The following is a 12,494-nucleotide window of genomic DNA, read 5'->3' as shown; positions in this document are numbered from 1 at the left end:
AGCTCCTGAATTAATTAGTTATTGTATTTTAAAATAATATATAAGCGGAAGTAGCTCAGTTGGTAGAGCTCCACCTTCCCAAGGTTGAGGTCGCGAGTTCGAATCTCGTCTTCCGCTCTTAAATTATTTTAAAGCAAAATCCGGTGGTTAGTTCCATATTGGAACCAACCACTGGATTTTGCTTTAGCCCTGGTCATTTTTGAAAATCTCATTTACTTTAAGTTTTTCAAAAATATAAATGATAGAAGAGTGATTCTTTTGTTCTTAAAGTCAAATTGTTGCTGATCCACCCTAAACCTTTCTGCTGCATGGTCGTGGATAACTCCATGTTTCATAATTGATAAATAGCCCTTATCTTCGCTGGCAAATGCAATTCAAGGATATAATCGGGCAAGAGGCCACTAAAAAGCAGTTGGTGGAGATGGTTAATCGCAGTAGATTAAGCCATGCGCTGTTTTTTTTGGGAAAGGAAGGAACAGGGGCACTGCCACTGGCTATGGCCTTTGCACAATATATCCTTTGTGAAAACAAAACTGAAGGTGAATCCTGTGGCGTTTGCCCGGCCTGTAAAAAGGCCGCAGGGCTGATTCATCCAGATATTCATTATTCTTTTCCGGTAATCCCTAAAAAATCAGGAGATAAACCCATAAGCTCAGATTATCTGCCGGAATGGCGGGAATTTATAAAGGGACTTCCCTATGGGAATGTATACGACTGGTTGCAGTCCATTCAGGCTGAAAATAAACAAGGTAATATTACTACAGAAGAGTGCAATGATATCTTTCGCCAATTAGCGCTTAAGAGCTATGAAGCAGAATACAAAATCCTGATCCTCTGGATGCCGGAGTATTTAGGTGTTGCAGGTAATAAACTACTGAAACTCATTGAAGAACCACCCGAAAAAACACTTTTTATTCTGGTGGCAGAAAATGAGGAGAAAGTACTAGGTACTATTTTGAGCCGTACACAGCTGGTTAAAATTCCTGTATTGGATAATCTGGAAGTAGCCACAGCCTTGGAACAAAAGGCAAATCTCTCTGCTGATCAGGCACTTCAGGTAGCTGCGCTCTCAAATGGTAATTATAGAGAGGCCATCCACCTGGCAGGCCATAATGAGGAAGACTGGCAGTCTTATCTCAGAGACTGGCTGAATGCCATTCTCCAGGGAGGTAATATCGTGCTGGTCAAGTGGATAGAAGATGTGGCCAAACTGGGAAGGGAGAACCAAAAGCAATTCTTATTTTATTTTAATCATCTATTAGGCCAAAGCATCCGGCTTAGAATTCTGGGTCCTGAAGGGTTCCCGATTTCTGAAAAAGACCGGGATTTTGCATTAAACTCAACAAGGTCGCCTCTGTTAGTCAGCAGGAGGTAATTGTGGAGGAATTAGATAAGGCCGCCTACTATATTGAGCGAAACGCTAACCCCAAAATGCTGTTTCATGCACTTAGTATTAAACTAAGGCATATAATTAAACAGAAATCATTAATTTTGGCTGGTTAGCTAACAAATGTTTTCTGGTTTGTTTCGCTGATTCTATATATATATTAACAATTTTAATCATCCGTTATCTGAACATAATAATGAAACAGGTAATGTCAAACATAAACGAACATGGGTTGTGGAAGTTGTGGCACAAAGCCAAATGGCTGCAAAAGCAATGGCGGTTGTAGTACGGGAAGTTGTAACCGGTTGAATGTACATGATTGGTTAATGAACCTACCAATGAGTGATGAGGAAAGCAGCTGTAAAATAGTTGAATTAAGTTTTAAGAACGGAAGTCGCAAAGATTTCTTCAGAAATAATTCACTCCAGCATTTTGAAAAAGGCGAATACGTAACCATAGAGGGCGTAAGCGGCTTTGATGTGGGAGAAATCAGTCTGACCGGAGAACTAGTCCGGGTACAGATGAAGAAAAAAGGCGTTAAAGAGTTCAGTCCGGATATCAAAAAATACTGCGACGCAGTAGCGATCGGGATATCGAACTCTTTAAACAAAGTAAAGCCAGGGAACAACAAGTACTCATGCGTTCTCGTGAGATTGCCAGGGATCTAAAACTAGCCATGAAACTCTCTGAAGTAGAAATCCAGGCAGATGGCAAAAAAGCCACCTTCTTTTATACTGCTGATGATAGGGTCGATTTTAGAGAAATGATCAAGGCCTATGCCTCAGAATTCAAAGTAAAAGTAGAAATGCGCCAGATCGGCATCCGTCAGGAAGCAGGTAAAGTGGGCGGTATTGGTAGTTGTGGTAGGGAACTTTGTTGTAGCACTTGGCTGACAGACTTTAAGAGCGTTAATACCACAGCAGCCAGGTACCAGAATCTGAGTATTAACCAGACTAAACTTAGTGGTCAGTGTGGCCGTTTAAAATGCTGCCTGAATTACGAACTGGATACTTATTTAGATGCCTTACAGCATTTTCCAAATAATGCAGATAAACTGGAGATCCAGCGTGGCAGAGCCACACTGGTGAAAAAGGATATATTTAAGGACTTAATGTGGTACACCTTACCGGACAGCAATAAACAATATCCACTGACGCTTAAAAGAGTGCAGGAAATCCTGCGCTTAAATGCAGAAGGAGAACGTCCTGAAAATCTGGAAGCTGTTGAATTGGTAGGCAAAATCCAGGAAGTCGAGCCTAGTTTCGTAGATGTTGTGGGGCAAATCAGTCTTCGTTCTTTGGAACGTAGTGACAAAAAACGTAAGAATAAAAGCCGAAATGAGCGTGGAGACCGAAGTCGCGGTAGCCGCTCAGGTAGTCCATCAGATCAACAAACACAGGGTGGCGCTATAGGTGGCGGAGAAAATCAGCGTACCAAAGGTAGAAGTGATCGGCCTGATAGACCAGAACGGGATCGGACAAGTAGAAATAACCGCGGAAATAATAAAGGACAGAACAACCCTGGTCAAAATGCACAGGGACCGCAACAAAAAGACCGCGACCGCAGTGGCAATGGACAAAGTTCCAGAAATGCTACAAATCAAGGTCAAAATCAAGGTCAGAATCAGAATCAGAGTCAGAACAAGAACCGAGGTCAGAATCGTGGAAATAATGGAGCCGGTCCAAATAAGGGACCTCAAACCAAAGGATCAAACGATCCCAGGGACAGGCAACCGCAGGGTAACAGACCCGACGGCCGAAAACCTAATAAACCAAGACGAGACCGAGATAACCGGGATGGGCAGGGCAATAGAGGTGAAAACCAAGGAGGTAACGGTTCGAGTACCAATAATAATCCCCAGGAAGTTCAACGCCACCAGCGCAGCGTTAATAATTGGCTTCGTAATAGTTCCACATGGATTCAAAAATCTGGCGGCTGAGTTGAATATGCGTCAGGCCAGTCGGATCCACTGGTGGTAAAAAATGTAATTCGATGGTGCCGGGCAGTAAGTAAAATGACTTGCTGGCCGGCATCATTTTTTTTGTACCTATGATAACCACCGGTATGATCGGTTTGCCCGTTTCAATAGCCAACCGGAACGCTCCGCTTTGAAATTTGCCCAGTGGTTGTTGGGTTTTATTTCGGGTGCCTTCCGGGAACAATAACATATCCATGCCATTGGCCAAAACTTTTTTCATTTCCAGGTAGCTCTTGCGCCTGCTCTCATCACTATTTCTATCCACCAGGACGGATCCCCATCTATAAATCCAGCCAAATAATGGAACAGAAGCCATACTTTTTTTGGCGATGGTCTTGGAAGGATTAGGCAGGAATGGATTGGTGACCATAACGTCCAGGAAACTATTATGATTGCAGACCACAATATAATTCTGCCCTTTTTGGTAGTGCTCTTTTTGAATCATCTTTCTTCTCAATCCCGTAAGGACAAAAAAACGGTCATCCAGACCCTGGAGACTGCCTGTTGCCAGCCAGCTTTTTTGGGGTCTTTTAACCAGGCACATCTACTCATAATGACCAGACAGGGGAGCATTGTGACAAAAAATACAATCAATGCCCAGCCAGCCCAGATACGGCCGAATATATTTTTGAATAGAATTTTTATTTTTTTAGAGGGTTTCAATTCGCTGGGTTTGGTTATTTATGTGTGAGCCATTTTTATAAGGTCCTGGGTTGGGAAGTTACCGACCATATTTAATCCCCGAGGCTCCAGTCAATGGGATCCTTTTTTTGCTGCACGAGCAGTGCATTGGTCTTGCTAAAGTGCTGGCAGCCAAAAAAGCCATTAAAGGCACTCAGTGGAGAAGGGTGAGCTGATTTTAAAATATGATGCTTGGTAGGATTGATCAATAGCTCTTTTTGCTGTGCAAACCGCCCCAGAGGATAAAAATCACACCTGAATGCACTGCTGCAATTTTAGAGATCACTGCATCTGTAAACTCCATCCAACCAATTTTAGCATGGCTATTTGCCTCAGCAGCTCTTACCGTAAGTGTTGCATTTAATAGCAACACGCCCTGTTTGGCCCAAGAGGTCAAATTTCCATGACTAGGCATTGGAAGGCCGATGTCTGTTGCCAGTTCTTTAAAAATGTTTTTAAGAGAGGGGGGAAGGGCAATCCCTTTATTGACCGAAAAAGCAAGTCCATGCGCTTGTCCTGGTCCATGATAGGGATCCTGACCCAGGATCACCACCTTGACGTTTTCAAAAGGTGTTTGTTCAAAAGCATTGAAAATGAGTGGCCCTGAAGGGTAGATGGTTCTTTTAAGTTCCTTTTCTGCTTTTAAGAAATCCACAATCCCTGTAAAATAGGGCTTATCAAATTCTGATTGTAATACTTTTTTCCAGCTAGGGGCGATCTGTACATTCATATTCCAAAAGTAGGTAATTCACAGATTAAAATGGGGCTCAAGTGCCAGAATCCCTTTAATATTTACATTTTGCTATGCGGGCACTTCCCCCTATGACACCCAGTATTTAACAAATTAGCCGTACATTTGCGGTATTAGAATCATTAACAAAAAACTTTTAATACGTCTACTGCATGCAGGTTCCTACAATGGCAGAAATGGTGATGAATAGTGAGACACCGGAAGTTCTTTTCTGGGTTGGATGTGCGGGTAGCTTTGATCAGCGTGCACAAAATATCACCAGAGCATTTGCAACAATATTAAATAAGACAGGTATCAAATATGCAGTGCTTGGCAAAGAAGAAAGCTGTACAGGGGATCCTGCCAGAAGGGCTGGCAATGAATTCCTGTTTCAGATGATGGCTTATGGAAATATCCAGATACTCAATGGATATCAAGTAAAGAAAATTGTAACGACCTGTCCCCATTGTTTTAATATCCTTAAAAATGAATATCCCGCATTAGGTGGTCATTATGAAGTCATCCATCACAGTGTATTTTTACAACAACTCCTAGATGAGGGCCGTATAGTACTAAAAGAGGGTGGCAATTTTAAAGGAAAAAAAATAACTTACCACGATAGTTGCTATTTAGGCAGAGCCAATAATATTTATGAAGCACCCAGAAAAGTACTGGAAGCCCTGGATGCTGAACTGGTAGAAATGAAAAACTGTCGCAGCAAAGGCATGTGTTGCGGTGCCGGTGGTGCGCAAATGTTTAAGGAGGAGGAGAAAGGCGATAAACGTATTAATATTGCCCGGGCAGAACAGGCCCTTGAAACAGAGGCGAGTATTGTGGCATCCGCTTGTCCATTTTGCAATACGATGATGGTGGATGGCATTAAAAGTAAGCAACAGGAAGAAAATGTCATCGTAAAAGACATTGCCGAGCTGATTGCAGAATCATTAAATTAGCTATTAAGATTACGAAGAAGATGGATGTAAACTATATACAACATATCCCTGTTACTTTCCCCGAAAGTTCCAAGGTGTGGATTTACCAGAGTAGCAGAAAGCTGACCATATCCGAAGCACTGGAACTTGAGAATGATATCCAGGTATTTGCCGCAGACTGGAATACCCACGGAAGAGCCAATAGTGCCTATATCAACTTATTCTTTGGTCAGTTTTTGGTTATTATGGCCGATGAAACGGGGGGGCCGATTAGTGGTTGCAGTACCGATAGCTCTATCCGGTTTGTAAAACAGTTGGAAAAGAAATTTGGGGTACAGTTTTTTGACAGGCAACTGCTGGCCTTTATTATAAAAGACCAGGTGCAGCTATTGCCCATGAATCAATTGGATTATGCAATTAGTCAAGGGTTTCTTACCAAGGAAACACTTTATTTTAATAATCTGGTGGCCAATAAAAAAGACTGGACAGAAAAATGGCTGGTTCCTATTAAGGATAGCTGGCTTGCGTCCAGATTGCAATTAGGTTAATTGTATTGGTGCTAATTTATCAATTAAGAATGCTATTGGTCCACTGAGCGAGCCGCTTTTAATCCTTTACCTAATGGGCAATTTGTGCTACTTAGTGAAAATGTTTAGGGCTTCCCCTTTAGACATGTCCTTATAATTGACAAACCAATCGTTTAAGGGTTTGCCCCCAATAGTAAGGTGATCGATATTTTTGCCACTGCCTTTTTTATTGATGGTAAAGGTTTTCCCGTTGCCAAGTTTTATTTCGATTTTGTCAAATATAGGCACTGATACAATATATTGTGGATCTGCAGGAGAATAAGGATAGATGCCCATCGCATTAAAGACATACCAGCCTGTTAGAGAACCGTGGTCATCCATTCCCGGAAGGGCAAGGCCTTCTGGGCCCATCCCGAAATAATCTGACAATAGTTTGGAGAGAATTGCCTGGGATTTTTCTGGCTTATTTACAAAGTAATAAAGATAGGGATAGTTAAAGTCCGGCTGATTGCCCATACAGAACTGTCCTAGAAAGCAGGATAGATTATCCTTGGCATATCCGCCCCAGGGAATGGTGAATAGGGAGTCGACTTTACGTTCAAAATCTGCAGGACTTTTAAAGAGTGAAATTAGGCCTTTGGTGTCCTGTGGTACAAAAAAGGAAGCCTGCCAGGCGTTTGCCTCCCGGTACATGAATTCGTAATAAGGGTATCCCGGATCAAACGGGGCATACCAGGAGCCGTCGGCCAGACGGCCTCGCATCAGCTCAGTCTCGGGATCAAACACATTTTTATAGTTTTGACTGCGCTTCAACATTGATTTATACGTTGAAGAGTCTCCTAATGCCTTTGCCATAAGTGCGATAGAATAATCCGAATAAGCAAATTCAAGCGTTTTGGTAGTTCCTGCAGTGGATACAGTCTCTGTTACCGGATTAAGAATATTGGCTTCAGGAACGTAGCCTAATTTAAGATACTGGCCGTTGTGAGGTCTGGGACCGCGCACCCCTTCACCCGTTGGCGTATTGGCATTATCTAGCATGAGCTGATAGGCTTTTTTGACATCATAGTCCTTAATGCCACGCAGATAAGCACCCGTGATAAAAGAAGAAGCAAAATCTCCATGAAAGGAGGTGGGCAGAAAGCCGCCTGAATGTTCACCGGTCAGAATAAGGGATTTGATGATGTCGTTACTGACTTTAGGCAATACCATATCAAGCATTACAAGCTGCGTGCGAAAAACGTCCCAAAAAGCAGGACTTGAGTATGTATCAAATCCTGGGATTGTATCTTGTTTTTCAATGGAAGGCTTAGAATGATTACCTGGCTCTCTTCTGCTTCGGTGGTAAATAGCTGTTTTGCCGTCCGCATCACTGGTGATACTTGGGTACCAGAATTGGCGGTAAAGACAGGAATAGAAGAGCATCTTTTGTCTTTCGGTGCCACCTGTCACTTTTACCTTATCAAGTAGCTTTTCCCAGCTATTGTCAGCATTTTTGTACACTTCGGAGAAGCTTTTGTTGGCGATTTCTGTCGTATAATTGAGCTTTGCTCCTTCAGGACTTACTCTGGAAATGCCTATTTTGACTTCTAAGGGTTTATTTGATTTTTCAAAACTAACAACTGGGATATCAATATCGCCTGTTAGTTTATGCTGACCACCTGCGCCTTGGCCGCTACGTGGAATATCTGGCTGGGTTGGATTACGTTTGTAAATATTAAAACTATCAATCTTAAGATTAGTGACGGCATAAAAATACAAGCCTCCCTGCCTACCCGTCACAATATTATCCCCCGTTTTATTAAATTTCCAGATGCTACTGCCTCCTCCTGAATGAACAAGGTCGAAAGCGAGTTTTTTATCCTGGCCATCCAAGTAAGTATATTTATGAAAGGCGCATCTTTTAGTGGCCGTTAGTTCAGCTTTGATATGGTAGCGATCCAATACCACGCTATAATAGCCCGGGTGGGCTGATTCGTTGGAATGGCTATATTTGGATGCGAAATCATCTGCCGTAAAATTATTGCCTTCTAGCGGCATAATAGGAATATTAAGTTGTCCCCAATCTGTGCCGCTCGTTTGGGCGAAGGCTTTGATGGTATTTACTTCATATTCATAGCCGCTACCACTGCCATAAGTAGTAACAGGCACGACCTGAACCATAGCGAATGGTACTGTTGCTGCTGGACCAGTGAGGCCGTTCCAGGTTCGCCAAGGAGGATTATAACCAAGTTCTGCGGAGTCAGTAAGTGCAGTAGTACCTAATAATGGATTTACGTATTTAGTTAAATGCAGACCTGGCTGACGACAGGATAATGCGGTAATTATGAAAAGAAAGTAAATGATATAGGGGGATTTTTCATTTTTATTTTGTGTTGAGGTCAAATCTGGAATGGATCGTTATATCAATAATTATGGTCAATGGAAAATGCAATTCTCTTGCTATATTAAATCTTCTTCTGTTTTTTCTTATCAAACCTGCACTGAATTGTCGTACTGTTCTTTTATGTGTACCCTTTATATAGGCTAACCTCTATTGGCCTAATGTATTTTTATTTTCACTTCGATTAACCTAAAACTAGACAAAGCCTGAAATACAGGCTGTCAGCAACACGCAATGAATTATACCAGGTCATTGTTAACGAAATGGGAAAAAATAGCAAAGAGTAGCGGTCGGTCAATTGTAGGGGGACATATTGAGTATCTTTAAAACTTCTTTAATGCAAAGGTTTGCATTAAAGAAGTTTATGATTTGGCATTTTTTCAGTATACAACATCCATCATTATGTTTTTAAAAAGATCTTCATCTAAACAAAATCAAATAATGCACATGCCCTCAAATAAGGTTCAATTGGGTCGGTTGATAACTGCACTTTTATTGGCCTTAATTTGTCAATTAAGTTTTGGTCAATCAGGCTCAAAGAGCCATTTGTTTTCCAAAACAGACACCGCATTTGTGCCCAAGGAAATCCAAGATCCTGAATGCCTGGGGATCAACAAAGAACCTTATCATGCGACATTAATGCCATATGCATCACAAAAGAAGCATTAGTCGCTAATAGACGTAAATCTTCTTTTGCTATTAGTTTAAATGGTACCTGGAAGTTTAATTGGGCTTCCTGGCCACAGATGCGCCCGGAAAATTTCTATAAACCAGATTATGATGTATCCAAATGGGATAATATTGCTGTGCCTTCCAATTGGGGATTAAAAGGATATGGGACACCAGATTATAGCAACTTCACTTATATCTTTAAAAAGGACTTTCCTAGGGTAATGAGCACGCCGCCCGTGAGTTATACAACTTATGAACAAAGGGATCCTGTAGGAAGTTACAGACGAGATTTTGAAATTCCTGCAAACTGGAATGGAAGAAGGATATTTGTAACCTTTGATGGCGTGGATGCGGGCTTTTTTCTTTGGGTCAATGGACAAAAAGTTGGTTACAGTGTGAACAGCCGCAATGCGGCCGAATTTGATTTAACCAAATATGTCCATCCTGGCAAAAATATGATCGCAGTTGAAGTTTACCGGTTTACCACGGGAAGCTACATGGAGGATCAGGATATGTGGAAATTAAGCGGTATTTACAGAAATGTTACCCTATGGAGCAGCCCGCAGGAACATATTAGGGATTTTTTCATCAAAACAGACCTGGATAAAGAATATAAAAATGCAGTGGTAAAAGTGGCTACTAAGGTAAAAAACTTTGGAACTGAGACTATTCCAGCAAGACAGTTAAAAGCTGTTTTATATGATGGGAATAAAGAAGTAAAGGGTGCGAGTGCTACAGTTAATATTCCTTCTTTGGCTCCAGGCCAGGAAGTAAAACTGTCAACTTCCTTTGATGTTAAAAAGCCAGAAAAGTGGACAGCCGAGACGCCTAAATTATATACGACCGTTTTGACTTTGAAGGAAGGAAGTGAAGTAAAAGAAACCATCTCCTCCCGTACGGGCTTTAGAAAGATTGAAATAAAGGGTCGGTTATTTTTGGTTAACGGTGTTCCAATTAAATTGAAAGGGGTTAACCGCCATGAAAACTGGCCTGATGATGGACATGCCATTACAGAAGATCAGATGGTCAAGGATATACTACTCATCAAGCAAGCGAATTGTAATCACGTAAGAACCTGTCACTATTCTGATGATCCCAGATGGTACGAACTATGTGATGAATATGGTATTTATTTAGTAGCTGAAGCAAATTTGGAAAGTCACGGATCTTGGGATGAGTTTAATGAAGATCCCCGAGTAAAAGCTGCATTAATAGATCGCAATGTGGCTAATGTTGAGAATTTTAAAAATCACCCTTCAGTTATTATTTGGTCCTTAGGGAACGAATGTGGGAGCGGAGGGAGCAATTTTAGGGCTATTTTGAAAGCCATCAGAGATATTGATCCAACCAGACCGACGCATTATCAAGGGTTTGGAATTGGTAAAAATAATCCTGCTGATATAGATAGTGAAATGTATACTGGTGTGGGAGATCTAGAAAAGCATGCAAAAGATTCTACTTTGACCAAACCTTTCTATTTGTGTGAATATGCGCACGCTATGTTTAATTCCATGGGTGCAGTAGCGATATATAATGATCTCTTTGATAAATACCCTTCCTTATTAGGCGGCGCAATATGGGAATGGCAGGATCAAGGTATTTATAATGATCGTGATCCTAATCATCATATTACAGCCTATGGCGGTGGATTTGGAGATGTTCCAAATGACCGTTACTTTATACACAAAGGTGTAGTGTTTTCTGACCGTACTTTAAAACCGCATTATCCTGAGTTGAAACATGCCTACCAATGGATAACCATTACAGAAAAAGACCGTCAGAAAAAAGAATTTACCGTCAAAAACAGATATCAGTTTACCAATTTGGACAGCTTGACCGCCAAGTGGCTGTTGAGTGAAAATGGTAAAACCATTGCTTCAGGACCATTAAAAGTAGGTAGTATTGCTCCTGGACAAGACAAAGTGATCAAAGTACCTTATTCAGTCAATCCCAAACCTGGAGCGGAATACTTTTTAAGGATTTCCTTTGATTTGTCGGATAATCAGCTTTGGGCCAAAAAAGGTTTTGAAGTCGCTGAACAGCAGTTCGAGTTAGGAACACCAGAAGCCGCTCCCACACAGGACCTGGGTGCTGCTTTGACCTTACAGGATGATCAAAATAATATTAAGATCAAAGGAGCAGGTTTTTCGGTTGTCTTTGATAAGAAACCAGGTACTTTCTCACAGATGCAGCGCGGTGGTCAACAATTATTAAAAGACAATGGAGGACCAATGTTGCATTTGTGGAGAGCTCCACATCGCAAAGATGATATGTGGGCCTATCCTGACTGGGAGAAAAACGGACTCAATCATATGAGGTGGAACGCTGACAAGGTGACTGTCAAACAAGTGAAAGATAATGTCATCAAGATTGATGCACAATTGACCGGAAATGGCAGAAATAACTTCGTTGTACATCAGCATGTAATCTATACGGTAAATGGCAATGGAGTCATTAAATCTGACAATGATATAAAATTCAGTGATCAAAATGTTGTATTAGCCAGATTAGGGGTTAGATTGTTTTTAAATAAGGATTTAAATGAATTTAATTATCTGGGTCGAGGTCCTATGGAAAATTATGCGGATCGAAAAAGAGGCTCGGATGTGGGCAATTTCGCTAGCACTGTTATGGCACAGATGACAGGGTATGAGAAGCCAATGGAATGCGGCAATCATGAAGATGTACGTTGGGCGAAGGTAACTGGTGCAAGTGGCTCAGGTATAGAAGTTCGTGAACTTGAAACGAATCATTTACAAGTATCTGCTTTGCCTTACAGCGATGAGCAAATGCAGCCGGTTGAATATAAAATTGATCTGCCTACGCCAGATGCAACTGTTTTATGCGTGTCTAAAAAAACGTTAGGTGTGGGTTCATATGGTTGTGGACCGCGTCCATTACCGCAATTCGTCGTGCATTCAAAAGATACCAATTTCAGTTATGAAATTGATTTGTTAAGCAAATAGGTGGGATGTCAAAATGGAACTCCGCCTCTAATTATTTAGTGGCGGAGTTTTATTCTTGGATATGCAAACAATATAATGGTGCTAATTTATTTCAGGTTTTGGTAAAGATTTATTGAATGTCTTCTCTTTTCGATTTATTGGAATAGATAGCGATTTGAATCATATTTTCTTTCCGTTAGAACTAAATATTACCAGCGTTTCTAAATAGCCCGTTTTCGATGTTTTGCTTAATTAAAAA

General features: G+C 41.2%; 10 protein-coding genes and 1 tRNA gene. 7 read left to right on the top strand and 4 right to left on the bottom strand.

All coding sequences use genetic code 11. From position 1 onward, the window contains the following. Window positions 1–44: 44 nt before the first annotated feature. The 4 genes from FSB73_RS01510 (at window position 45) to ricT (ending at window position 3,326) form a co-directional block, all read left to right on the top strand. Window positions 45–117, top strand: a tRNA-Gly gene (locus FSB73_RS01510). A 250-nt stretch (window positions 118–367) separates the two neighbouring features. Further along, window positions 368–1,375 carry a DNA polymerase III subunit gene (locus tag FSB73_RS01505; RefSeq protein ID WP_225974362.1) on the top strand — a complete coding sequence of 336 codons (1,008 nt, stop codon included), beginning with the start codon at window positions 368–370 and terminating at the stop codon, window positions 1,373–1,375. 239 nt (window positions 1,376–1,614) lie between these two features. After that, window positions 1,615–2,055 (top strand): hypothetical protein, encoded by a 441-nt coding sequence (locus FSB73_RS23675; protein WP_225974361.1) that lies wholly within the window; start codon window positions 1,615–1,617, stop codon window positions 2,053–2,055. Beyond that, the gene (gene ricT, locus FSB73_RS01500) at window positions 1,953–3,326 is read left to right on the top strand and encodes a regulatory iron-sulfur-containing complex subunit RicT (RefSeq protein WP_225974739.1); all 1,374 of its coding nucleotides are present in this window, start codon (window positions 1,953–1,955) and stop codon (window positions 3,324–3,326) included. Before FSB73_RS23675 ends, ricT begins: the two co-directional genes overlap by 103 nt. Here the strand turns inward: ricT and FSB73_RS01495 are convergent. The 3 genes from FSB73_RS01495 to ung form a co-directional block, all read right to left on the bottom strand. Next, a complete protein-coding gene (locus FSB73_RS01495) occupies window positions 3,274–3,909 on the bottom strand; it encodes a lysophospholipid acyltransferase family protein (RefSeq protein ID WP_146779838.1) in 636 nt (211 codons plus the stop codon). The genes ricT and FSB73_RS01495 overlap by 53 nt on opposite strands. Window positions 3,910–4,099: 190 nt before the next feature. Further along, on the bottom strand, window positions 4,100–4,255 hold the full coding sequence (locus tag FSB73_RS27885; RefSeq protein ID WP_317132821.1) for a hypothetical protein: 156 nt from the start codon (window positions 4,253–4,255) through the stop codon (window positions 4,100–4,102). Continuing rightward, on the bottom strand, window positions 4,252–4,776 hold the full coding sequence (gene ung / locus FSB73_RS01490) for a uracil-DNA glycosylase (protein WP_317132820.1): 525 nt from the start codon (window positions 4,774–4,776) through the stop codon (window positions 4,252–4,254). The genes FSB73_RS27885 and ung overlap by 4 nt, the downstream gene beginning before the upstream one ends. 173 nt (window positions 4,777–4,949) lie before the next feature. Here ung and FSB73_RS01485 point away from each other — a divergent pair, with 173 nt between their 5' ends. Then, window positions 4,950–5,729 carry a (Fe-S)-binding protein gene (locus FSB73_RS01485; RefSeq protein ID WP_146779837.1) on the top strand — a complete coding sequence of 260 codons (780 nt, stop codon included), beginning with the start codon at window positions 4,950–4,952 and terminating at the stop codon, window positions 5,727–5,729. 20 nt (window positions 5,730–5,749) lie between these two features. Continuing rightward, window positions 5,750–6,256: a hypothetical protein gene (locus FSB73_RS01480; protein ID WP_146779836.1), complete on the top strand. Its 507-nt coding sequence runs from the start codon at window positions 5,750–5,752 to the stop codon at window positions 6,254–6,256. A gap of 87 nt (window positions 6,257–6,343) precedes the next feature. Here FSB73_RS01480 and FSB73_RS01475 read toward each other — a convergent pair whose 3' ends face one another. Next, complete coding sequence (locus FSB73_RS01475) at window positions 6,344–8,620, bottom strand: GH92 family glycosyl hydrolase (RefSeq protein WP_225974360.1); 2,277 nt, start codon at window positions 8,618–8,620, stop codon at window positions 6,344–6,346. 597 nt (window positions 8,621–9,217) lie between these two features. On the opposite strand from FSB73_RS01475, the gene FSB73_RS01470 reads away from it, so the two are divergent. Further along, window positions 9,218–12,256, top strand: a complete 3,039-nt coding sequence (locus FSB73_RS01470; RefSeq protein WP_225974359.1) for a glycoside hydrolase family 2 TIM barrel-domain containing protein — start codon at window positions 9,218–9,220, stop codon at window positions 12,254–12,256. The last annotated feature ends 238 nt before the right edge of the window (window positions 12,257–12,494 follow it).

This window comes from Arachidicoccus ginsenosidivorans (genome assembly GCF_007971385.1).
In the GTDB taxonomy this organism is placed as follows: domain Bacteria; phylum Bacteroidota; class Bacteroidia; order Chitinophagales; family Chitinophagaceae; genus Arachidicoccus; species Arachidicoccus ginsenosidivorans.
The sequence above is the reverse complement of the archived record's forward strand: the minus strand, read 5'-3'. Positions and strand labels throughout refer to the sequence as shown.

Coding starts and splice junctions, on each gene's coding strand:
- FSB73_RS01505 (WP_225974362.1), top strand. CDS start 368: ATGCAATTCAAGGATATAATCGGGCAAGAGGCCACTAAAAAGCAGTTG.
- FSB73_RS01495 (WP_146779838.1), bottom strand. CDS start 3,909: ATGTGCCTGGTTAAAAGACCCCAAAAAAGCTGGCTGGCAACAGGCAGT.
- FSB73_RS01480 (WP_146779836.1), top strand. CDS start 5,750: ATGGATGTAAACTATATACAACATATCCCTGTTACTTTCCCCGAAAGT.
- ung (WP_317132820.1), bottom strand. CDS start 4,776: ATGAATGTACAGATCGCCCCTAGCTGGAAAAAAGTATTACAATCAGAA.
- FSB73_RS01470 (WP_225974359.1), top strand. CDS start 9,218: ATGCCTGGGGATCAACAAAGAACCTTATCATGCGACATTAATGCCATA.
- FSB73_RS01485 (WP_146779837.1), top strand. CDS start 4,950: ATGCAGGTTCCTACAATGGCAGAAATGGTGATGAATAGTGAGACACCG.
- FSB73_RS23675 (WP_225974361.1), top strand. CDS start 1,615: ATGGGTTGTGGAAGTTGTGGCACAAAGCCAAATGGCTGCAAAAGCAAT.